Here is a 24041-nt window from a genome sequence, read left to right as displayed (position 1 = left end):
AAAAATATAACAGATTGATATAAAACTTGAGAACTGTTATGAAAACAGCCCTGAATATATATAGGAGACATGAAAAACGTCTTTCTCATATATTCAGGACTGCTTCAAGCTGTTATTAAGCGACTCAATTCAAGTTCAAAGATGAGGATTTTCAAGCGGCAGATCATCGACTAAGTGCTCATCAAAAATATCCGTCAGCATACTGTCATAACGTTTGGCATTGTATTGTAAAAGCGACTCTGCCTCAGCAGTGCTAATAAAACCTGTTTCAATCGCATTGGCAATGTGTTCTTCAAAGCTTAGGCCTGTAAACTGGTCTTTTGACTCCGCTTTTTTAAATTTATTCCACAACGGTTGCAACTGTAACAGGCTTTGGAAAGTGGACTCCATCCGTCCCATTACATCATTTGCATCGGTTGTATAATAAACATGTTGTTTGAGCTGATCTCGGAACGCATGCTCTTGCATCATCAATTGCGCCACTTCCTGTTTCAATTGATCCGATGGCGCTGCAATTGGACGACCAAATGGGAAGCAAATTAATTTCACCATACATGCTGCAAGTTTCATTGGGAAATTATCATAGAAGCTAAAGAAGGCTTCTTGCACCTGATACAAAGCTTTATTCAACGCTAATTCGGCATGTTTCTGTTCTGCCTCGGTTCTTTGTCCATGCTCATAATATTTCAAGATCGCTGTGGCAATAAATAAATGCGCATGAATATCAGCCAAACGCCCAGATAGCATTTCTTTACGTTTTAAATCACCTGCCAAAATCCCAAGCGCCATATCTGCCGTTAATGCAAAATCAGCGCTGAAACGGTTAATCGTATTGTAATAGCCTTTAGAAAAATCATCGGCTTGTTTAGAGCCCTCATCCGAACCGCCTGTAATCGAAAATGCAACAGCTTTAGCAGCACGATTGAAGGTATAGGCTAAATGTTTAAACAATAATGGTGAAAATTCCTTAAACGCTGCGGCTTTATCTTCCGCTTGTAACAATTGCAATTCTTCAAACAGATAAGGATGGCAACGCATCGAACCTTGACCAAAAATCATCAACGAACGGGTCAGAATATTTGCCCCTTCTACCGTAATAGCCACTGGAATCGATTGATAAGTCAATGCAAGGAAGTTACGTGGACCTAACTGAATCGCTCGACCACCCACCACATCCATACCGTGATTGACCACCTTACGCATGGTTTCAGTCGCATAGTATTTTGCCATTGCCGTCATCACCGCAGGCGTTCCACCTTGGTTCAAACCACAGGTCACTAGATAACGGAATGATTCCAGCATGTAGGCATCACTGGCGATATCACTGGTCGCCTCTTGCACCCCTTCAAAATGCCCAACCGAGATTTTGAATTGTTGGCGAACACTAGCAAATGCACCCACCAGCAGATAGCTCATTTCCCCTGCCGCGGTTGCCAAAGCAGGCAGTGAAATACCACGCCCTACGCCTAGACATTCCATCAACATACGCCAACCTTTACCAGCATTTTGCTGCCCGCCAATAATCCAGTCCAAAGGAATAAATACATCACTTCCCTCAACCGTACCATTCATAAACGGCGCCCCTGGATTATGTCGCGGACCGATGTGAATGCCTTCATGATCGGCTGGAATCAAGGCGCAGGTAATGCCATATTCCACTTTACTTTTGTCGCCCAATAAACCCTCTGGGTCATAAAGTTTAAAAGCCAAACCAATCACGGTTGCAATCGGAGCCAGTGTGATCCAACGCTTAGAGAAATTCATTTTTAAGCCAAGGACTTCCTGACCTTGGTATTGCCCATAACAGACCACACCCGTATCTGGGATCGCCCCTGCATCCGAACCCGCTTCAGGGCTGGTCAAGCCAAAACAAGGCACTTCTGTACCATTTGCAAGGCCGGGTAAATAACGTTGTTTTTGCTCTTCTGTACCATAGTGCAGCAACAACTCACCCGGCCCAAGCGAATTCGGCACCATACAACTCACCGCAGCAGTCAATGAGCGAGAAGCAATCTTGCTCATAATTCGACTTTGCGCAAAAGGCGTAAATTGCTTACCACCAAATGTTTTTGGAATAATCAAACCAAGAAAACCATTGTCTTTAATGAATTGCCAAACCTCAGGCGGCAGGTCTTTTTCCTGATGATGGATCTGCCATTCATCCAACATCGAACAGAGCTGTTGTACTTCATTATCTAAAAATGCCTGTTCTTCTGTAGATAAGACTGGATAAGGATATTGATCAAACTTTTCCCAATCAGGTGCCCCCATAAAAAGTTCTTTTTCCCACCAGCTTGTACCTGCGTCCAACGCCTCTCTTTCTGTCGTGCTCATACTTGGCATGGCATTTGAAAGCACTTTAAAAGCTGGTCGACTGATCAACGCATCACGTAACGGCGTAATCAGGAGAATAATACTCGCGATGATGATGGGCACACCCAGTAACAAACTCCAAGGCGTAATCAAAACGCTACACAGAATGGCAGCTACAATCGCCACCACACAGCCAATGGTTCGCGTAGCTTCAAAATAAAAGAGAGCCCAAATAACAAAAAGCTGAATCAGTAGGCCAAGCAATATGAATAATACAATCATGTTTACTCCTTTGGCTCAGATCGGCATACAGCAGAAATGAGAAACGTTGAGTGAATTTATAGTTGAGATAATTCTTTAATAAAATGATTGTTTTTTATTCTACATATCGGGTCAGTATTTGCTCGCTTAACTACTAAAATTTACATAAATTCATCGAGATGACACTAAACAGTTTTCTCATTCATAATCTAAACATTAAAAACTATTTCCAAAAAAATTATGAAAATAACTTATAAAAATTAGCACTAATCATAAGAAATATTATTTTTGTATTTTTAGAATATATAACGCTTACTTCGATAAGAAAATTTAAAAAACAAAAAAAATAAACAATATATGCCAGCAATTCAAAAAACAATAACTTATAATCATTAAAAAGCAAACTTAATCACATTAATTACCCCATAAATTAAGATACAAAAAATATACTATTGATAACAAAAACCACTCACATTAAAATATAAATGCAATCACTTTAATCTCCAAACCATGAATAGAAATAATAAAGATTTTTTAAACAGGGGTTCTGTATGTGCATCGCTTTCATTGATGATCATCGATTATTGCGAATTCCACCAGCTAAATATTCCTTCTGAATGCAACCTGTATCATTTAGAGGATAGAATCCCATTTAATATATGGTGCAATATCTTAAATAAGGTTCAAGATCAAAACAAAATAAATGCACTTGGTTTAAAGATTGCAGATTTTATTAAACCTTCTTACGCAGGCATTATTTCGTATATGGTCTTCTCAAAACCGACGTTACTTGATGCGATTCCAGATTTTATTAAATATATCCGTTTAGCGTATGACCTTAATTTTTTATATTTTCAGGTTAAAAATGCCGAAATAGAATTTTCATGGGACGACCATCTGGGCCAGCCGGGATTAATCGTTGATGAATGTGCTATTGCACTACTCATTAACATTGTCAAACGTTCAATTGCGCCTTATCAAGCACCGCTCAAGTGTATTAACTTTCTATATGAACCTCCTAAAAATATTGAGTTTTATCGGCAGTACTTTGGTTGTCCAGTCAACTTCAACTCTCCAACGACATCTATCGTTATTTCACTAGAAAATTTGGAAAATATCCCCTTATCTCAACCAGATCCTTATCTTTATCAGATATTAAAGACACATGCTGACCTCCTCGTAGATAAATTAGGCACTTATAACGAATTTGAAAATAAAATCAGATTATGTATAACCACAAATATTAGAAATAAAAAAATCAGTCTTGAAATTATTGCTGAACAAATGAGTATTTCGCCTAAAAAGCTTAGGGAAAGACTATCAGAATATGGTTATAGCTTTAATTCACTACTCGCAGATATCCGCTTTGACCTTGCAAAAAAACACTTGCTTGATAGCACATTAAATATTAATCAAATTACTTATTTACTTGGGTATTCAGAACAAAGTGTATTTCAAAGAGCTTTTAAAAGTTGGAGTGGATTAACACCACTAAAATGGAGAGAGGAAAATAAAAACCTCTCAAAAACTTCCTAATTTTTGGTTACATTAAAATCCGTCTATAACAACTCCATTTCGATCAACTTTACCATGATATATATGACCATCATCGCCAATTAATGAAAAATCAATATATTCAAAACCATCGATGGAACTTTCAAGCATATATCTTCTTTTACTCAATGGACTACTCATCATATCCATTTCCTGAATGATATTCGTTTTTTCACCCTGATAAACCAAGCTTATTCGAGCAAAAGAAAAGTGATAAGCAGAAGAATTTTCACAAACTAATACAGCTTTTTCATCCTGCCTTTCAATAGAGAACTTTAGTTTTTTTATAAGATCCTGCAACTTCATTTTCTGAAGTCCCTTCGCCCTATAAAAAACCTTAAGTTGTGTATTCATCGCAAAATCAAGTTTGGCATGCGCGTCTGCCCCTTCTTTTTTTACGCCAGGGATTTCATATAAGTTTAGCCAGATGACTGATTCTTTATTGGGTGGTAACGCCGCGCCATTGTAAAAAACTCTTAATGATTGAATGCCTGCTGGCTGCATACGAAAGACAGCTGGTAATATCACAAAAGGACTTTTTTCATATTCTGGATTACCACTTCCATCATCAAACCATGCTTGTACCACAATTGGATAATCATTTATGTTTGCGATGATTAAGGGTTTTTCTCGAGTACCTTCTTCGTAAATAATTCGGCTGGAAGACGTCGCCAACCCAGCTGTCGCGTCTGTACTGATAAAAAATAAGAAAATACTGAAGATAAAAGCTAAAGATCTCATTGTATTTTCACGACCACATAAGCTGTAGAGTAAATTGTTCCACTTGTAACGGGTTCTGCACCATCAATCCGTTTTAGATCAGCAGTAAGAGGAATACGATAGGTCGTATAGTCTCCAGCAGTACTCATCGATTGAGCATGATCTAGTACAGGATACCAGCCCGCTGTATTCCCTTGCGGGTAGGTGACTGATGGGTAACAAAGCTGATTATTATCGGGACCACAAGTCCTGTTATAAATATCACGGTTAGAATCAGGTAAAGTACCAGTTGCACCCGGTTGTCCTAATAAAGTCAAATAATCATCTGTTCCCTGATATTTAATATAAATACCAGCATTTTTTGCCCGTGTAGGGTTACTCAGATAATCATCTGACAACAATGCAGTTACCCCGTTATTGGAATTCACCAAGGCAGGCGAAAAGTTCTTTGCTGCCTCATAAGCCCCATGAGATGCCTGAATGGCGATCGCGACTTGTCCTGTACTCACGCCAGACTTTGAAGTCGTTTCAACATGATTATGACAATCCACCAGGACTTCAAAATCTTGACTAACATGATTTCCGTTATTTAACTCATTGATGGTAGTAGTGCCAAAATTTACATAAGGGCTAACATTATTGACTTTGCAAGCTACACCATCATTTATCAGGTGAACCGCATCATATAATGTGTATCCAAATCCATTATCCGCTCCCCAAAACCGATAGGTTGAAATATCCGTGCTATGGGTTACACCTACGGTATCGTGTGGGAAACTTACATATTCATCTCCAATTTCACTCCCTCCAGAATGTGCAGTGCCTGTGTGGCCCAAAGTAATATAAGACGAAGGCTGGGCACAATTGTAATTTCCAGATTGCCCCATTCCCCGATCATTTCCACTCGCATTGGAAGGCGTCGTCGTAAGATTACAATAAGCATTGGCAGCACTAATATAAGGAGGCTGACCATTTACACGAATCAGTTCAAACTGTAAAACAGGCACATGCTTTAAACGGACACAATGCCAGCCCGCTTGGCATTTATCTTTTGCTGCACCTGAAGGAGTATTCAAATCAGCTGTTTCAAATGCTATAGGCAGTTCAGTCCACTGGGGTGCAAGAGCCTCACCATTCATAATTTGACGGATGCCAACGCCTTTAAACCAGGTGTAAAAAACATTTTCTTGTCCGCCAGCATCATCGGGATTCACCTTAAAGTAACCTCCAATTCGATCATCTCCATTGACCGAAGTTAGAAATCGAATTTTGCTCATATCTGTATCTGGGGAGCATGCCCATAACAGACTTTCCGCATGCGCATTTCGAATTTTATATTCCGTTGGAGGAACCGCCGCTTGAGCCAATACACTACCAGCAGGTTGAATCGCAATATCCATCAAATGAATATTGCCAATACGAATCTTTGCAGCGTGACCATCTTCTGTCTGGGTGATAGGCCGTGTATTCGAATAGCCCGTATAATAGGCACCACTTTGCCAATCAACCTGTTGGCAAGCAGCCCAACCTATACGACTCATGCCCAGAATCAACACCAATAAAATAAAATCTATAATTTGCTTTTTCATCTTTAAAATACCATCTCGCATTGAGCACGCTGTTTGATCAATGGTTGTTTTAACTGCTCATCATCAAGTTGATAATTCAAACGGCATTGTTGATTCTCTAACTCCCCCCATTTCAATATCAGCCTACCTTGTGGTTGCTCTGCGCGAAAATAAACTTGTCCAGACTGCCCTACCATGCCAATAAGATTGTCCTGCTCATCAAGAACATCTGCCCCCATAGGGACATTTTCCCCTGTAGCTGTTTTAGCCTGGAGCAACACGCTATATCCATAACGTGTTTTAAAATTGAGTTTTACCGCTGCGCCAGCATAAGGTGCGACTCGCTGTTCCCCACCTTCTAATTCAACATGTTCAGCCATTCCATGAGGATCAAGCGCAATGGTGTTGTAATGGTAAGGATTAATACTTGGAATTAAGGCATAACCAAAACGATCAACTTTACTGTAAGGCGAACTTACAATATTGGCTCCTTTTGCCCCTTTGGCTTCAATTAAAGCAAAGGTATCACCCAGATAAGGCCCCAATGTAACTCCACCAGAATGGGCAGCCAAAGCACCACTAAAATTGATTGAAGCTTGTCTATAGTCATCACTGATTGCAGTATTCAGTCCGACCTGCATGACTGGCAATCGCTTATATAAACCAGCCGTATAGGCTTTCTGCTCGCCCCAGTCTGTCAACGTCGCCCCTAGACTGTAGCTGAGGCTATAATCTTTATCTAAAGCCCCTGTAATTCCAATTTGGTGGTTATCACTGTTATTGCTGCGGTTATAATTTGTATTTAATTGCGGTGTACTTGCTGAACGTTCACGCCCTAGCGGCATACTAATGCTAATTCCTCCAAAATTATCAAAGCGTTCTTCTTTGATGGTTTTACCCGTTAAAGTATGCGTACGCTGTCGGGTATAGTTCACATTCAAGCTGACAATACCAAAAGTTTTCATATAGCCCGCCTGATATAAGGTATCTCTTTCACGACCGTCACGATAATCCTGTGTTGAGCCAGAAAGATAAAACGAACCATAGTCTCCAAAGCTTTGGCTTAAACCGACTTGAAAACGGGAACGTTGCAAATAACCATATGAACTCCATCTGTCGTTATTTTCCCATGCATTACGAATACCCAGCACATCATTTAAATCGCGGAAACCAGAAGTGGAATAACGATAACCAGCAATCGAAATCACCGTATCCGTAGGTTGAAAGGTTTTACTGTAATTGAGATTTGCCATCCAGCCATCTAGATATTGATGAGTCTCCATATTCGGTAGTTTTGCTCGCGAATAAGTAATATTTGAACCAAAAGCACCATATGAACCCCCAAATACTCCACCCAATGCGCCTGCCTGATATCCACTGGCAACACGCAATCCCCCATTTAATGTCATTAAATTATTTAAACCATATTCATAAGTCAGGTCAGCAAAGCCCACGTCTTTTGTATTCGCCAAGTCTGTTCGTCCAACAATAAAATTATAATTGGATGTACCTTCACGCAAAGAAAGTGGAACGGCGGCATAAGGAACTTCACTACTATGGGTGCTACCATCTGCCTCAGTGACTACAACAGTCAGATTTCCGCTATAACTGGTGGGATATAGATCCTTAATTTCAAAAGGCCCTGGTGCAACTGTAATTTGATAAATTTCTTTATTGTCTTGTCGTATTGAAACCTTGGCATTACTTTGGGCTGTTCCCCGAATCACAGGCGCGTAACCACGTAATGAGCTAGGTCTCATTCGTTCATCTGTTGCCAGACTTAAACCTTGGAATGCCAAGCCAGAAAAGAAACGTCCAGAGCTATATAGCTGCCCTAGAGAAAGTTGGGAATGCAACTGATCAATTGGTCTTTGTACATAGCTACGTAAATGGTTCCATTCACGCTCATGTTCATTATCAATACTTAAACTGGATTGCTGACGATACTGCCATTTCCCCAAATTTATTCCGCCACTTAGATTTAAGAAACCCGAATCCCGATCAAGATGCTTGCCATATATATTCTTGGTATTTGTATAGTAATAATTTCCAGTATAGTTAATAAAACCAATACTTTCCCCAGCGTTCAACTCGCTTGGTTTTACATATCCTCTTGGCATATTTTTCATTAAGCTTTGCGGGACAGTGAGATTTAAGCGAAGTAAAGAAAAATCAAAATACACGGTACTTTCAGGTGCCACAGCTTTAAGAGACAAACATTCCTGATCTGTCTCTTGTGTTCCCCCACTCACATTTTTTTTGCGCTGTTCTTGTTGCTGACGATAATCCAAACTTCCAAGAATGCCTGCATTTTCTAATAACTCAGGCATGAAGCAAGGCTCCACGCCCTGTGTATTTTCTTTCAAAGGTCTGAATTCAATCGCACGGCGCTCAATAAAACGGTTATTGACATACAGATCAACTTTATAAGTTCCAGCCTCAACCTTCTCTGCTTCGTTAAAGCGCTCAATCATGTTCCGGCTTAATGTATTTCCCTTAAATAAACCAGGAGCAAATTGATAGTCATTTAAATCATTCGAGTTTTCAATTTCACTTGCTTGCGCCAAAGGTGTATACAATAAAAATGCCGATAAAAAACAAACAAAATAATTTGAGTTGCTTGTCCAGAATTGATACTTTTTCATCAAATATCCCTTCAACTCTAACGAGATATTTGTGGTGAAATATCATAGGGATCCGTTGCACCATAGTCATTTACCATCCGGACACTGACACTCGCCAACTGATGGGCAGGAAGTCTTTTTTCCAGTAACCATTTTCCCTTAGACTTCGGTTCAATCATTTGAACAGATTGAGCTTGTATGATGTGTGTTCCTATCTTGACGCTGGCTTGGGTCAAATTCGCATAATAGCTACTTGGATTGTCTATTTGTAACCAGCTTCCTTTGGCATCATTTAATAATTGGAAACGAAGATTACGGGCAACATCCTCGATTTTATCTGGCAAGTTTTTAGGGCGATAAAAGACTTTCAAACGGTTTTTGACGATCAGAACCAGTTTATTTTCATTAATTAAATCTTTTGATAATGCCGGCGTTTGTTTAAAGTTTAAATAAAAAATTGATTCACGATCTTGAGGTAAAACATCTTCAGGTAAATAAACCAAACGCGCCATTTGTCCCTGATGGGCATTGACACGAAAAGCTTGAGGACTCACTAAGAAAGGTGCATCTGCACTTTCAGGTGTAGACTTATCATTACCTTGATCAAGCCAGACCTGAACCAGATATGGGATTTCACTTTTATTACTAAATTGAAGCGTTTTTTCTTTACTCTCCGCATTAAAAATAACTCGTGTACCTGTCATGATCACATTTGCAAAACAGGAATGAATCGATAGCCCCAAGACAAAAAATACTGAAAAAAAATGTCGAAATAAAATATAAAAATGCTCAGACATTAGTCCACACCTTCAATTAAAGGATCAAAGAAAGGACCTGACATATGACTAACTGTCCGTACGCATATGTCTGGATTTTTTTAGTTATGGATAAACGACTTCATAATCCGCAACCGCTGTAACAGTTCCCGCAGTCGTAGCGCCAGTTGCATAATATTGAGCTGTTAATGGAACAGTTGCTGTACCCCCTGAAGTTGTTGTTTGTTCAGAAACACCAATACCCCCACTAAATACAATTGGGTTTCCTCCAGCATTACCATTCAGTAGCTGAACAGCAACATTAGATGCTGTACTTGATGTATTAATGCCTAAATTAGCACCTTCAGGATTATGCGCAGCAAAACGTACTGCCACGTCATCAGCAATCCCATTACAACCTGAAAGATTTACGGTAAAAGATGTTGCTCCAGCAGTATCACCAGAAGCATTTAGATCACCTATTCCTACTGTAGGTAATGTCACTGTAGGGCTCGCTGTTCCGCCAACATCAACAGTACAAGTGTTCGCCTCAATCGTTCCTACAAACGTAATTGTCTCTGCTGCTACAGTTAAGTTTGCTGTCCCCAATGTAATTAAAGCCATTGTTAAAAACTTAATTTTCATAACAACTTCCTTCAAAAATAATTAAAATTAATGAATAAAAAGAATATATTATGTGCTTAGATCCGCCCTTTACAGATTTTCAGCACACGATATATCCATAAAAAAATATTACCCAAAATTACAAAAGTTACATTGATAGTTTAGAACTAAAAATTGACATTTTTTATGAGAAGAGTTTTGTATTAAGTTTCTTAAATTGTATTTATAGGCTTTTTTCTTATCGTTTTTTATTTCATTGCTTTATCACCGAGCAATACAACGCTTTTTTATATTTTTAGTTTAAAAGCTATATCTCTCTTAGATTTTAATGACTAAAATTTAGACTTAAGCTCCTTAAAGAAAAACGTCTAAACGAAGCTCAGCACTAATTTAAGTTATTCTTTCTGTTTTTAAATCCGACTTAACTCAACAGCAAACAAACTGCTAAATACTGTTTTTTGAGGAAGCAAAGTCGGCTAATGACTATTTTCAAATCTTGCCTCCCAAAGCCGCCACCAACTGTGCCGAGTTTTTAAGATGCAATTGTTGTAGCTCCAATAAGCGTTCTTTCGTACTTAAACGTAGATTTTGCGCTGTGGCAACCTCAAGATAGCTCACCAAACCCGCTTGATAACGCTGTGTGGCGACCCGTTCATTTTCAGTAGAAAGCTTGAGAAGATGTTGTTGTTCTATCATCTGTTTTTGGAACAGTGACGCTTGCAATAAACCATCCTCAACTTCTTTCCAACCCGTCAAAACTGAATGCTTATAGGCAGCAAGTTTTTCATCATAATTGGCTTGCGCCCGTTGAATATCAGCACGCCGCTTTCCACCATCAAACACTGTGCCTAGGACTTTTGCCCCAACTGACCATGCTGTATTCGGGGATTGCAATAGCGTATGGAACACTGGGCTATTCACACTGCTATCCACGCTAATGGTAAGATCCGGCAGCCATGCGGTTTGCGCTAAACCCAGTTGTGCATGCGTGGTCGCAAGTTCTCGCTCACGACGAATCACATCAGGGCGTTGTGCTAAAAGGCGGCTTGGAATTTGGGTCGGAATCTGGGGAGTACTAAATTGATAAGGACTTTTGTTTAAATTAAAGTCAGCAACATTCTGCCCGACTAAGAGCGCTAAAATATTTTCCTGTAAATCTCGGCTGCGTTGCAGTTCTAACAATTGCACAGCGACTTGTTTCAGTTGGGTTTCGGCCTGAATCACATCTGCGCGGGCAATCATTCCCGCTTGATATTGCTGTTGTAAAATACCCACTGAGCGTTGATAACTGTGTTGCGTTTGCTGAAGAACGTCCAGTTTGGCATCAAATAAACGAATGCTCCAATATGCCTCTGCCGCCATCAATTGTTGACTTAGTTTAATTGCAGCAAGATCTGCCACAGAAGCCTGTACATTGGCCTGTTGACCTTCAACCGCTTTTGCAACTCTCCCCCAAAGATCAGGAATCCAGCTCACCGCCACATTGGCACCAAATTGCCGATTCTTAGCAGCGTTTTTAGTCTCGGTCTGATTGGCATTACCGCCTATGGTGATGTTTGGAAGCGCATTGGCACGTTGCCCATCTAACAGTGCAATCGCCTGACGATACTTGGCTTGTGCTTGTTGAATGCTCAAATTGTCCTGATCCAGTTGTTGAATCAGTGTGGACAAAATCGGATCATGATACATCTCCCACCATTGCTGTGGTTTGGTACTGATTTGAGAAGTTTCAATCCATGCTATACCTGCATACTTATACTGTGCAGGACTCTGAATCTCAGGTTGCTGATAGCTTGCAGGCTTGAACGTGGGAGATTGGCAAGCCATCAAAGACATTGCAGCAGCAACACTGATAGAAAGTGTGAAGACTGTTTTTTTCATAGCGACTTCCTATTTATTCCAACGGAGCACATTCAACTGCAACCTAAATTTATTTAAGCCTTGAGCGATTTTTTCAAACATGAGATACATCACAGGAGTCGTGTACAATGTTAATAATTGACCTAAAACCAATCCACCTACAATGGCAATCCCCAAAGGTTGACGCATTTCCGAGCCTTCCCCCCAACTCAATGCCAGTGGAATCGCACCCAATAAAGCAGCAGTATTGGTCATTAAAATCGGTCTAAAACGCAATGTCGCTGCGGTAATAACCGACTTGAAAGCGGTGTGACCTTGACGCCTTTGCTGTAAGGTAAAATCGATCAGCAAGATGGCATTCTTCACCACAATTCCAATCAGCAAAAATACGCCCAACAAGGCAATCAAACTAAAGGGAATCTGAAATAGCCACAAACTGAGTAAAGCCCCCAAAGCTGCCGTAGGAATAGTGGATAAAATGGTAAACGGATGCACGATACTTTCATACGTGATTCCCAGTACAATAAAAATCAGCACAATCACCGCCGCAATCAAAGCAGGTGTACTCATTCCCGCCTGTAAACTTTCACTTTCAACATCGCGATCTGTCATGACAAAAATTTCTTTTGGCAGCATGATCTCTGGCAAAACCTGACGAATGGCAGCATCCGCTTGTTCATAGCTATAACCTTTCTTGACCACGTAGCCCACACCCATCGCTGCATATTGATTACGGCGATGCACCCGATCATTGCTGATTCCATAGGTCCATGTGGCGAAATTGCTTAAAGGCACATAGGCCCCTTGTTGATTCGGTATTTTGACATCTGCCAAAGCTTCAGGATGCTCGGTAAAGCGTTGATCAACCTCCATCACTACATAGAATTGGTCATTTCGATCATGAATTGTTGAAATCTGGCGTTGTGAAAATGAGTTATTTAAAACACTGGAAATATTTTCAATATCAACACCTAAACGCTTTGCTGCTTCGCGGTCAATATCTAAAGTGACGTGTTGAGCGCCTTCATCTCCTTGCGTTTCTACCTCTTCAAACTCAGGCAGTTTGCGCATGGCCTCAGCAACTTTGGGTGCCCATTCACGTAACAGACTCACATTGTCAGATTGCAATAACAATAAATATTCTTGGGCATTGCCACTGGAAAAAGGATCGTCCAATTCCAAATCTTGTTCGACATCTGCTGAGAACACAGCCCCCGCCTGCCAAGGTGCATTTTTCTTTAAACGCTCGACCACCTCTTTGGAAGTTAAACCGTCACGTTCAGCCTTTGGCTTTAAACTCACCATCAAAAATGAATTGGTCATGCCGCCACCACCACCAGAAGTACCGACCACATCTTGTACCGCAGGATCCTTAAGTAAGGCTTGATTAAACGCGGCAATCTTTGGTTGCATGATTTGAAAAGAAAAACCATCATCGCCACGGATAAAAGCACCGACCCGTCCAGTGTCTTGTTCAGGTAAAACGCGTTTGGGCAATAAATTGTAGATATAGACAGATGCCATTATTGCAGCCAACCAAACTACCACAATCAAATAAGCATGTTTTAATACCCAATGGAGAGACCGAATATAAGACTGGGTCAGCCCCTGAATCAAACGATGACTATAACTATACAATCGCGGGGGGTGAGTCAAGGATAAAGGTTTTAAACAACGTGCCGATAAACTTGGCGTTAAGATTAATGAAACAAAAACCGATAACAGCACCACAAAAACCAGCGTGAGCGAAAATTCTCTAAACAAGCGTTCAATTACTCCACCCATAAACAGGACCGAGAGAAAAATCACGATTAAAGCCAAATTCATGGCAATCAAGGTAAAACCAACTTCCTGAATCTCTTTCACGGCCGCTTGCACAGGTGAATCGCCTTGTTCAATATAACGCTCAATATTTTCCAGTACGACGATGGCATCATCAACCACTAAGCCAATCGCAACAATGATCGCCATAATTGACAGGTTATTCAGCGAAAAGCCAGCCAAATAAATCAGACTACATACACCAATTAAAGTGACCAGCAGTGCCATTGCGGGAATCACCGCACTCTGCAAGCGCCCCAACATCAGCACCACCACAATCACCACCAGTAACATGGATAAAAACAAGGTATCCCGTGCTTCCTCTAAACTGTTACGGACGATGTTTGAACCGTCCATCACCACAGTTAACTGTGCATCACGTGGCATTAGCTCACGCAAAGCAGGCAATTTTGCTTTGATCAGATCAATGGTCGCTACGGTATTGGCATTGGGCTGTCGGCTAATCTTTAATATCACCGCAGGTTGCCCGTTATGAAAACCACTGACATAACGGTTTTCAACCGAATCACTGACCGTGGCAATATCTTTTAAGCGAATCACCCCTTGATCAGTGTGTCGGATAATCAGATCCTCAAAATCTTGGGCAGTTTTTAGTTCTGTTGATAAGGTCACTTGCCAACGTAATTGCTGTTGCTCAACCATACCCAATGCCTGTACCACATTACTTTTCGCGACCGCCTGCCGCACTTGCTCTAGTGACATCCCCGTTGAAACTAAAGCACTTGGATTGATAGTGATACGTACAGCTGGCATGGAAGCCCCATCAATCGCAACTTCACCCACCCCATTGATCTGGGCCAAATTGGGTTGTAATTGTTGAGATGCAATTTCGTATAGCTTTGCAGCAGAAAGCTGTTTAGAGCTGAGTGCCAAATAGAAAATCGGACTTTGGCTTGGGTTGATTTTGAAATATTCGGGTGGACTCGGCATACCTGCGGGTAATTGCGACATCGCAGCATTGATAGCAGCCTGAACCTCACGCGCAGCTTCATTGATATCAGTGTTCAAATCAAAGTGTAAAACCACCTGCGTTGAACTTTGATTACTGGACGAGTTAATCGCTTTAACACCCGATACACCCATCATGGCGCGTTCTAAAGGTGTTGCTACAGTTGCAGACATACTTTCTGGACTGGCACCAGGCAAATTCGCCCTGACGACAATGGTAGGAATATCCGCTTGCGGCAATGCGGCAACAGGCAGACGTAAATAGGCCAATATACCGAGCAGAACGATGGCTACACCCAACAACACGCTGGCAACAGGTCGTTGCACAAACACAGACAACAACGTCATTCAGTTGCCCCTGTTTGTTCAGAGAGTGTCAACTGCGTACTTGGCTTTGATTGAAGTCGATCAAAAAATAAATACACCACAGGTGTGGTGAATAAGGTGAGTATCTGACTGACTAATAAACCGCCTACCATCACAAAACCTAAAGGTTGTCGCAATTCGGCTCCAGAACCAGAGGCCAGCATAAGAGGAATGGCACCGACCACCGCAGCCAGTGTAGTCATCAGAATCGGGCGGAAGCGTAATAAAGCAGCCTGATAAATGGCCTGCTCAGCCGATAAGCCTTGATGACGTTGAGCGGCAAGCGCAAAATCAACCATCATGATGCCGTTTTTCTTGACCAAACCAATCAATAAAATAATCCCGATCAGCGCAATCATGTCCAATGGCCTCCCCACCATAAACAAGGCCAATAAAGCCCCAATTGCAGCAGAAGGTAAGGTTGAAAGAATAGTAACTGGATGAATAAAACTCTCGTACAACATGCCCAGCACAATATACATGGTCACAATCGCAGCAATAACCAACCAAAAGGTATGTTGCTGTGAATTTTCAAAAGCGGCCGCGGCCCCTTGCAGTTGTACCTGTAGCTCTAGCGGTAAATCGAGGCTCTGCTTAACCTGCTCAATCGCAGCAATGGCTTCTCCTAAAGAGACACCCTTGGCTAAATTAAAGGAAATCCCAACTGCAGGAAATTGCGACTGTTGCTGTAAAAGAATCGGTGCATGTTTTTCGACAATGGTGGCGACGGAACTCAATAAAATCGGTTGTCCCTGATTATTATGAATATAGGTTTGGTTTAAAGCCTCAATACCCTGCGTCAGTTTGGGATCTAACTCTAAAACAATGCGGTACTGATTGGATTGAGTATATAAAGTTGCAATTTGCCGCTGCGCAAATAGATTTTGCAAAGCCAAACTAATGTCTTCAACACTCAAACCTAAACGCGCTGCCGCATCACGATTGACATCGATATAGGCCTGTAAGCCCTGTCCTGCATCTTCACTGGTTACTGCCGCAAATGCAGGCTGCTGACGCAATGCCTGAACCAGTTGAGGTGTCCACTGCTCTATCAATTGATTTTTCGGTGCAGTCACACTCAGTTGGTATTGAGTCCTGCTAATTTTGTCTTCAATACTCAACTCCTGCATGGGTTGCATCCAGCCTTTAATACCATGTACCTGTGCAAAACTTTCATTTAGTCGCGCCATGACTTCCGCAGCAGATTCACGTTCAGCATGGGGTTTTAAATTGACCAGAATACGTCCATTGCTTAACTTGGGATTATTGGCATCCACACCAATAAAAGAAGATAGGCTGGTAACCGCTGGATCTTTTGCAATCACTGCTGCCAAAGCTTGTTGACGTTCACTCATAGCCTGAAATGAAATTTGGTCAGGGGCTTCAGTGACCACCTGAATGACACCATTGTCCTGTACAGGGAAAAAGCCTTTCGGAATCGACCAATACAACAGTCCCGCCAGTACGACTGTTGCCAACATCACCATCAAAGTCAGTACTTGGTGCCGAAGTACCCATTGCAGTAAGGTCGCATAATGCTGAATCACTCGATCCAGACTCCAACGACTTGGTTGCTCTGCATGCTTCGGTGCATCTTTTAGCAAATAGGCACACATCATTGGGGTCAAGGTCAGAGACACCACCAAAGACAGTGCAATGGCTGCTGCCAGTGTCACGGCAAACTCATGGAACAGCCGTCCAACAACATCGCCCATGAAGAGTAAAGGAATCAAAACTGCAATCAGGGAAATCGTCAAAGAAATGAGGGTAAAGCCAATTTCTTTTGATCCTTTCAGTGCTGCTTGCAACATGCTTTCACCTGACTCGCGGTGTCGTGCAATATTTTCAAGCATCACGATGGCATCATCTACGACGAAGCCTGTGGCAATGGTTAATGCCATTAAAGTCAGGTTATTGACCGAGAAACCAAGGAAATACATCAGTACAAAAGTACCGATAATCGACAGCGGTACGGCAATACTTGGAATCAGGGTCGCAGCAAAATTACGTAGAAACAGGAAGGTGACCAACACCACCAGACACACGGCGAAGACCAATTCTTTTTGCACATCTTTAATTGAGCTGCGAATACTTTCGGTTCGATCAGTTAATACGCGAATGTGAACATTTTCAGGTAGATTCTGTTGTAACTCAGGTAGGATTCTTTTGATTTGATCTGCCACCTCAATCACATTGGCATTGGGTTGTCGCTGAATATTCACCAAAATAGCAGATTGGCTATCCGCCCACGCTGCCATATAACGATCTTCACTGCCCTCAAGCACTTGTGCGACATCTTTTAGACGAATCGGTGCACCATTGTTCCAACGTAAAATCAGGTTTTCATAATCAGAAATCGAACGCATCTGATCGTTGGCATCGAGCATGGTTGATCGAAAAGGCCCATCAAAGCTCCCTTTCGGTTGATTGGCATTGGCCGCAGCAATAGCCGCGCGCACATCTTCAGCACTGAGCTTAAACGCTGCCAAGGCAGCTGGGTTCATCTGTACACGAATGGCGGGACGTTGTCCCCCTGCCAGACTCACCATTCCAACACCAGCAAGCTGCGAAAGTTTTTGTGCCACACGCGTATCGACCATGTCATAGACCGTGGTCAGTGACAAACTTTCAGAACTAATCGCAAGGGTAATCACGGGCACATCGGCAGGATTCACTTTGCGATAGATGGGTGGCGTGGGTAAATCATTCGGCAATTTACTGCTGGCGGTACTTAATGCCGACTGCACTTCTTGCTCGACAATGCCCAGTTCAGCAGATAATTCAAATTGCAGGGTGATCACTGATGCGCCCACTGAACTGTGCGAAGACATTTGCTTCAAACCAGCAATCTTACCCATCTCCCGCTCTAAAGGTGAACTGATGGTTCGCTGCACCGTATCTGGATTTGCACCCGGCTGAAAGGTGTAAATCTGAATAATCGGATAATCGACCTGCGGTAATGCCGATACAGGTAATAAACGCCACACCAACAGGCCGCTAAAAAATAGCGCCAACATCAACAAAGTGGTGGCGACGGGTCGTATAATAAAGAACCTAGAAATATTCATGCGCTTATCCAGCTACTGTTTTTGCTGGTATTGGCTTAGAAACATCATCTTGAATGACTTGTACTTCTTGCCCTTCTGAAAGTCGATCAATCCCCTCTAAAACAACACGTTCATTGCCCTGAAGACCTTCAATAATCTCAGTCTGTCCTTGTGAAACCACACCCAGTTTTAACAGACGTACTTCGGCTTTATGTTCTTTATTGACAATATAAACATAAGTTCCTTTTGCGCCATGTTGGATGGCGTCACTCGGTAGATGCACTGCATTTTGCAAGGTCTTGGCATTTAAACGCACATTGACAAATTGATTCGGAAATAAAGCATCATCCAGATTGGCAAAAACAGCTTTAACTTTAAGTGTGCCTGTATTCAGATCAATCTGGTTATCCAGTGCTTGAACTGAGCCTGTTGCCAATTGTTTTTGTTCTGCACGATCCCATGCACTCACCTGAATGCTTTGTTCATTTTTTGTGGCTTGGCGTACGATGTCTAAATAGTTTTCCGCAACGGCAAACTGTATATACACTGGATGGATTTGGGTAATACTCAATAGACCCGTTGCTTCATTGGCCTGAATTAAATTGCCTGCATCTTTGAGGCGAAAACCAACACGCCCATCAATCGGTGCATATATTTTGGTATAAGACAGTTGTAACTTTGCCACATCAACCTGTGCTTGATTGGCTTGCATCTGTCCCTTGAATTGATTGACTAAGGCCTGCTGCTGATCGACCTGTTGCTTGGCAATCGAGTCTTGCTTATACAGCAACTGATAGCGATTCAGTTCAGTTTGTGCATTTTGCAACTGCGCTAAATTTTGTTGCTGTGTCCCTTGTGCCTGTGCCAATGCGACTTGAAATGGTGTCGGATCAATTTGTGCTAACAATTGCCCTTTCTTGATGTATTGCCCCTCTTGGAAATACAGCTTTTGCAGCACGCCAGACACCTGACTTTGAACATTCACAGTATTGGCTGGCACCACCGTACCAATCGCCTTAATTTGTAATTGCAAGTCTCCACGTTGTACCCCCACCACACGAACAGGCACGGGTTTGCTCCATTGGCTAAATGACTCTTGCTTATTGGCTTGTGACTTTTTCCAATAATTCCAGCCCCATATCATCAATAGCAAAAGCACAATAAAGCCAATCAACCATTTGATTTTATTTGATCGAGAATGCTGTTGTGGTTTTAAATCAATCTGTTGTTCACTCATGACATACTCTACTTATTCAAATAAAATTCATTAAAAATATGGGAGAAGAAGAAAACAAAAAATGTTCCCCTGCATTGGTTTAGTCGAACGAAATTCAAAATCAGCTCAATTTTTTCTGTAAAAGTATGTATACAATTTTATTGATATTAAGAACTATTATCATTACTATTTAAAAATATTTTTAACCCTTCTTTAATGCGCATCTCCCCGCACATTTGTGGACTCCTTGCTATGAACCTGAATGTAGAAAAACAGTTATGGTTTAGCCATGTTTACCAATCGCAACAAAGCACACTGTTGTCATGGTTCAAGCACAAACTACAGCATCACCATCAATCGGAAGATTTAAGTCAGGAAGTGTTCTACCGTGCTTTAAAAAGTGACTATTGCTTTGAAAAGATTAAAGAACCTCAAGCATGGTTAATGGGCATTGCCAAACATGTGATTATTGATCATTGGCGTCGCCAACATGTGGAACACCTGTATTTAGACGCACTTGCACAGCTTCCTGAAGAATACTATCCACCGGCCGAATACGAAGTCTGTATTCGAGAAACGCTCTATCAAGTCCATTTAATGTTAGAAAAACTGCCCCAACGTACTGCACAGGTGTTTTTATTATCACAACTGGATGGACTAACTTATCGTGCTATTAGTGAAAAACTGGATATTTCTGAAGCAACGGTCAAAAGAGATATGAAACAGGCTTTCTTGGCCTGTATTAGTCTTTATAATCAGACCGATTAATTTGCTGAATTTGCGTTTCTGCCATGTCTCAAGTCTCTAAAATCCCTGATCATGTATTAGATGAAGCCACCGATTGGCTCGTGCTATTGCATTCAGGTGAAATGACCGAGCTACAACAGCAGCAATTTGAACATTGGCAAGCAGAAAAAAAAGAACATGCCTTAGCTATTCAGCACATCAATAAATTTACACACGGCTTAACAGGGTTATCCAACCACTTCCCTTCAGAATCTTTAGTGCAGTCCAAGCAAAAATTTAATCTGACAGCAAAACGAAATATGCTGTTCAGCCTTTCAGGATTGCTGGTTCTCGGCTGTGCGACTTATATAATGCCTTGGGCAAAATGGCAATCGGATTATCATACTCAGGTGGGTGAAATTAAAACCGTTTCACTGAAAGATGGTTCAAGCTTGATATTGGCCAGTGATAGTTATATCAACGTGGATTTTTCTGAACAGACCCGACAAATTAAACTGATCGAAGGTGAAATATATATCCAGACGGCAAAAGATCCACAGCATCGTCCATTTATGGTGAAGACCAAAGATGGTGCAATTGAAGCCTTAGGTACGCAGTTTACGGTACGACAAGAACATCATGATCAAACTCGAGTCAAAGTCTATCAACATGCGGTCGCACTACAGCCACAGGATTCTGGGCAACGTCAGATTTTACAGCAAGGCCAACGTGCATTTTTCGATACCCAACAGATCTCAAAACCACTTGCACTAGAAAATGATCGACCTTATTGGACACAACAATTGTTGGTGGTAGACCAATGGCCTTTACAAAAAGTACTGGATGAATTGTATCGTTATAAAAAAGGGACATATCTTATCGATACTGAATTGAAAAAGATCCCGATTTCTGGGGTATTTTCATTGCAAAATCCTCAACAGAGTCTCGATACACTGGCCTATACCCACCAACTTGAGCTCAGCTATTACAGTCCGTACCTATTAAAAATAAAAAAAAGATAAAAATTTGACACTTTTTTTGATCTGATCCGACTTATAGAGAAATACACTCCCAGTCGAGAAGACCACATGAAGGATTATCAGGCGAAAAATACCTTGGCGTTGGCTGTACGCGCAATATTATGGGGCATGCCGCTTAGCGTTGTCAGTATGGCAACAACCTCTGCTTATGCTGCAAATGTTTATCAGATTTCAATTAGCTCAACTACACTCGATCAAGCACTTAAACAGCTCGCGATTCAAACAGGCACCACCATCAGCTATGATTCGACCACACTCTCTAAAATAAAAAGCGCTTCACTAAAAGGAAATTATTCAGTAGAAACTGCTTTAGACGTTTTGCTCAAACCGCATGCATTTGAAGCAGTCAAAGTTGCCAATGCGGGATATAGCATTCAAGCCAAAACAACTGTAGCAGCGGTTGAACCTAAAGTCGTTCAATTAGAAGCAATTCGTACCAAAGCAAATGCGAATGATATGAATCAAACTAGGGGCGAAACTGGTGCGGTGCAATTAGCAACGATTCACTTGAGTGCGGATAAAGGTCAGAATCTCACCACTGAAGGTTCTGGGTCATATACAGCCAAGGCAACAACAGCCTCGACGGGTTTGGCTCTGACACTCAAAGAAACACCCCAATTGGTTAGTGTGATTACTAACCAGCAAATGAAAGATCAGAACCTGACCCAGCTGACGGATGTAGTCAGTCAGGCAGCAGGCCTTTCGATTAAACAAGGTGGAAGTATCGGCAGTGATAACTCCCCGATTTATGCGCGCGGTCAACAAGTGGATAACTATCTTCTGGATGGTGTCAAACTCATGAGTTCTTATCAGGCTATTTTCCAGAGTCAGGATATGGCGCTGTTTGATCGGGTTGAAGTAGTTCGTGGTGCCAACGGCTTGATGACAGGCTCAGGTACCGCAAGTGCCAGTATTAACATGGTTCGTAAAAAGCCTTTGCAGGATTTTAAAGCCTCTGTCAGTGTAGATTTAGGTTCTTGGGATTATTACCGTACCGATATTGATGTATCCAGCCCTTTAAATGCTTCTGGTAGTGTCCGTGGACGTACCCTATTTGCCTACCAAAATTCAGACTCTTATATTGACCGTTATAATGAAGAACGCAAAGTTGCCTATGCAGTCGTAGAAGCAGACCTCAATGAAAAAACCAAAGGTAGCCTTGGTGTTAGTTACCAACAAATGAATCTTTCTGGAGTGGCACGTGGGGGTTTACCAAGTTTTTATACCGATGGTTCTCTGATTGACTGGTCGCGCTCAGATTCAGCAGCAGCAAGCTGGACAGGCTCTGACCGCACTACAACTGCTTTCTTTGCAGATCTAGAGCATCAACTGAATGACCGCTGGAAATTAAAAGGCGTGGTATCACGCACCATTACCGATTCAGATGAAATTGTTGGCTATACCTTTTCAAATACAGGAATTGATAAAGCGACAGGTAGTGGTGCCATGCTCTATGCAACCCGCTGGGACTATCGGCCAACTCAGGATTTGTTTAATTTAACCTTGAATGGTTCATTTGATTTGTTTAACCAAACTCATGATGTGGTTCTTGGTACAACCTATACTCAAAGTAAAAACAAACGCCCAACCTATTCTGGCTGGAACAATGGCATGTCATGGGAAGGCAAGCTTGATAATATTTTTACATGGGATGGTCATACTCCAAGCCGTCCACCCACTCAAATCGATGGTTGGTATAGCGGAGATGATCGTAGCAAATCCATTTTTGGTGCAGTACGTTTAAAAGCAAGTGATGATCTGGCAGTCATTTTGGGGACACGTGTTGAAGACTGGGAACGTGTTACGGGTGATCATAATAATGAAAAGAATTCTACGGAATACACCAAGCAGGAAGAAAAAGGAAAAGTTATTCCTTATATTGGCCTAACCTATGATTTCACAGAGCATTGGACAGGTTACGCCAGCTATACCAATATTTTCTCACCCCAAGATAAGAAAACCATGACTGGCAGTTATATTGAACCCGTCATCGGTAATAGTACCGAATTGGGAATTAAAGGTGAATTCTTCGATAACCAGTTAAATATTGGCGCAGCCATTTATCAGGTTAAGGAAGATAATAAAGCTGTAGAAATCACGGGTGCAAAAGCACCTGATGGTTCTCAAGCCTATAGAGCTGAATCGGGAACCGAAAGTCGTGGTTTTGAACTTGAAGCCACAGGTAAGATCACTGATGTCTGGCAAATCTCAACCAGTTTTACCCGTAACCTGTCTAAAAATAATCAAGGCAATAACCTAGATACCACTATTCCGAATAATACTGCCAAACTGTTTAGCACCTATACCCTGCCTTATCTGGATGAAGCAATCACTGTGGGCGGTGGTGTGCGCTGGCAAAGTGAAATTTATCAAACTGGTGGACCAAATGGTGCTCGTTTTACCCAAGATAGCTATGCTTTAGTTGATTTGATGGCACGTTATAAAGTCAATGATCAGCTTGTGGTGAATTTCAATTTGAATAACCTATTTAATGAAAAATACCACTTGGCGACCACCAATAGCTATTATGGTGCACCGACCAATTTCCGTGTGGGCTTGAAATATGACTGGTAAGCC

Annotated in this window: 14 protein-coding genes; 4 read left to right on the top strand and 10 right to left on the bottom strand. The window is 41.7% G+C overall.

Translation table 11 applies throughout. The features are described from left to right. Positions 1–135: 135 nt before the first annotated feature. Positions 136–2595: an acyl-CoA dehydrogenase gene (locus tag PJ15_RS14940; protein WP_047432134.1), complete on the bottom strand. Its 2460-nt coding sequence runs from the start codon at positions 2593–2595 to the stop codon at positions 136–138. Between the two features lie 489 nt (positions 2596–3084). Here PJ15_RS14940 and PJ15_RS14935 point away from each other — a divergent pair, with 489 nt between their 5' ends. Further along, positions 3085–4110 (top strand): AraC family transcriptional regulator, encoded by a 1026-nt coding sequence (locus PJ15_RS14935; protein ID WP_047432131.1) that lies wholly within the window; start codon positions 3085–3087, stop codon positions 4108–4110. Positions 4111–4122: 12 nt separating this feature from the next. Here PJ15_RS14935 and PJ15_RS14930 read toward each other — a convergent pair whose 3' ends face one another. From PJ15_RS14930 to PJ15_RS14890, 9 genes are all read right to left on the bottom strand, one after another. Continuing rightward, entirely contained in the window at positions 4123–4869 is a 747-nt protein-coding gene (locus PJ15_RS14930; RefSeq protein ID WP_047432129.1) for a molecular chaperone, read from the bottom strand. Continuing rightward, positions 4866–6437, bottom strand: coding sequence for a fimbrial protein (locus PJ15_RS14925; protein WP_227504700.1), 1572 nt, complete (start codon positions 6435–6437; stop codon positions 4866–4868). The genes PJ15_RS14930 and PJ15_RS14925 overlap by 4 nt, the downstream gene beginning before the upstream one ends. Positions 6438–6439: 2 nt before the next feature. Continuing rightward, positions 6440–9061, bottom strand: a complete 2622-nt coding sequence (locus PJ15_RS14920) for a fimbria/pilus outer membrane usher protein (protein WP_047432127.1) — start codon at positions 9059–9061, stop codon at positions 6440–6442. A gap of 17 nt (positions 9062–9078) precedes the next feature. Next, positions 9079–9837, bottom strand: coding sequence for a molecular chaperone (locus PJ15_RS14915; protein ID WP_047432125.1), 759 nt, complete (start codon positions 9835–9837; stop codon positions 9079–9081). An 84-nt stretch (positions 9838–9921) separates the two neighbouring features. Next, positions 9922–10440: a fimbrial protein gene (locus PJ15_RS14910; RefSeq protein ID WP_047432122.1), complete on the bottom strand. Its 519-nt coding sequence runs from the start codon at positions 10438–10440 to the stop codon at positions 9922–9924. A gap of 468 nt (positions 10441–10908) precedes the next feature. Further along, positions 10909–12300 (bottom strand): efflux transporter outer membrane subunit, encoded by a 1392-nt coding sequence (locus PJ15_RS14905; protein ID WP_047432119.1) that lies wholly within the window; start codon positions 12298–12300, stop codon positions 10909–10911. A gap of 9 nt (positions 12301–12309) precedes the next feature. Beyond that, positions 12310–15417, bottom strand: a complete 3108-nt coding sequence (locus PJ15_RS14900; RefSeq protein WP_047432116.1) for an efflux RND transporter permease subunit — start codon at positions 15415–15417, stop codon at positions 12310–12312. Next, complete coding sequence (locus PJ15_RS14895; RefSeq protein ID WP_047432113.1) at positions 15414–18503, bottom strand: multidrug efflux RND transporter permease subunit; 3090 nt, start codon at positions 18501–18503, stop codon at positions 15414–15416. Before PJ15_RS14895 ends, PJ15_RS14900 begins: the two co-directional genes overlap by 4 nt. 4 nt (positions 18504–18507) lie before the next feature. Further along, positions 18508–19719, bottom strand: a complete 1212-nt coding sequence (locus tag PJ15_RS14890) for an efflux RND transporter periplasmic adaptor subunit (RefSeq protein ID WP_047432110.1) — start codon at positions 19717–19719, stop codon at positions 18508–18510. Between the two features lie 231 nt (positions 19720–19950). Between PJ15_RS14890 and PJ15_RS14885 the strand changes: the two genes are divergently transcribed. The 3 genes from PJ15_RS14885 (at position 19951) to PJ15_RS14875 (ending at position 24038) form a co-directional block, all read left to right on the top strand. Then, positions 19951–20466: a sigma-70 family RNA polymerase sigma factor gene (locus PJ15_RS14885; protein WP_047432107.1), complete on the top strand. Its 516-nt coding sequence runs from the start codon at positions 19951–19953 to the stop codon at positions 20464–20466. 23 nt (positions 20467–20489) lie between these two features. Then, positions 20490–21446, top strand: a complete 957-nt coding sequence (locus PJ15_RS14880) for a FecR family protein (protein ID WP_047432104.1) — start codon at positions 20490–20492, stop codon at positions 21444–21446. A 66-nt stretch (positions 21447–21512) separates the two neighbouring features. Next, complete coding sequence (locus tag PJ15_RS14875; RefSeq protein WP_047432102.1) at positions 21513–24038, top strand: TonB-dependent siderophore receptor; 2526 nt, start codon at positions 21513–21515, stop codon at positions 24036–24038. Positions 24039–24041 lie beyond the last annotated feature (3 nt).

The sequence above is a fragment of the Acinetobacter sp. neg1 genome, assembly GCF_000788125.1.
Classification (GTDB): Bacteria; Pseudomonadota; Gammaproteobacteria; order Pseudomonadales; family Moraxellaceae; genus Acinetobacter; species Acinetobacter vivianii.
Note: the sequence above shows the minus strand (reverse complement) of the source record. Positions and strands in the feature narration are given on the sequence as shown.

Bases quoted from the DNA above. Each gene is read 5' to 3' on its own strand.
- PJ15_RS14915 (WP_047432125.1), bottom strand. From the start codon at position 9,837: ATGTCTGAGCATTTTTATATTTTATTTCGACATTTTTTTTCAGTATTT.
- PJ15_RS14920 (WP_047432127.1), bottom strand. From the start codon at position 9,061: ATGAAAAAGTATCAATTCTGGACAAGCAACTCAAATTATTTTGTTTGT.
- PJ15_RS14925 (WP_227504700.1), bottom strand. From the start codon at position 6,437: ATGAAAAAGCAAATTATAGATTTTATTTTATTGGTGTTGATTCTGGGC.
- PJ15_RS14905 (WP_047432119.1), bottom strand. From the start codon at position 12,300: ATGAAAAAAACAGTCTTCACACTTTCTATCAGTGTTGCTGCTGCAATG.
- PJ15_RS14930 (WP_047432129.1), bottom strand. From the start codon at position 4,869: ATGAGATCTTTAGCTTTTATCTTCAGTATTTTCTTATTTTTTATCAGT.
- PJ15_RS14875 (WP_047432102.1), top strand. From the start codon at position 21,513: ATGAAGGATTATCAGGCGAAAAATACCTTGGCGTTGGCTGTACGCGCA.
- PJ15_RS14880 (WP_047432104.1), top strand. From the start codon at position 20,490: ATGTCTCAAGTCTCTAAAATCCCTGATCATGTATTAGATGAAGCCACC.
- PJ15_RS14910 (WP_047432122.1), bottom strand. From the start codon at position 10,440: ATGAAAATTAAGTTTTTAACAATGGCTTTAATTACATTGGGGACAGCA.
- PJ15_RS14890 (WP_047432110.1), bottom strand. From the start codon at position 19,719: ATGAGTGAACAACAGATTGATTTAAAACCACAACAGCATTCTCGATCA.
- PJ15_RS14940 (WP_047432134.1), bottom strand. From the start codon at position 2,595: ATGATTGTATTATTCATATTGCTTGGCCTACTGATTCAGCTTTTTGTT.
- PJ15_RS14885 (WP_047432107.1), top strand. From the start codon at position 19,951: ATGAACCTGAATGTAGAAAAACAGTTATGGTTTAGCCATGTTTACCAA.
- PJ15_RS14935 (WP_047432131.1), top strand. From the start codon at position 3,085: ATGAATAGAAATAATAAAGATTTTTTAAACAGGGGTTCTGTATGTGCA.
- PJ15_RS14895 (WP_047432113.1), bottom strand. From the start codon at position 18,503: ATGAATATTTCTAGGTTCTTTATTATACGACCCGTCGCCACCACTTTG.
- PJ15_RS14900 (WP_047432116.1), bottom strand. From the start codon at position 15,417: ATGACGTTGTTGTCTGTGTTTGTGCAACGACCTGTTGCCAGCGTGTTG.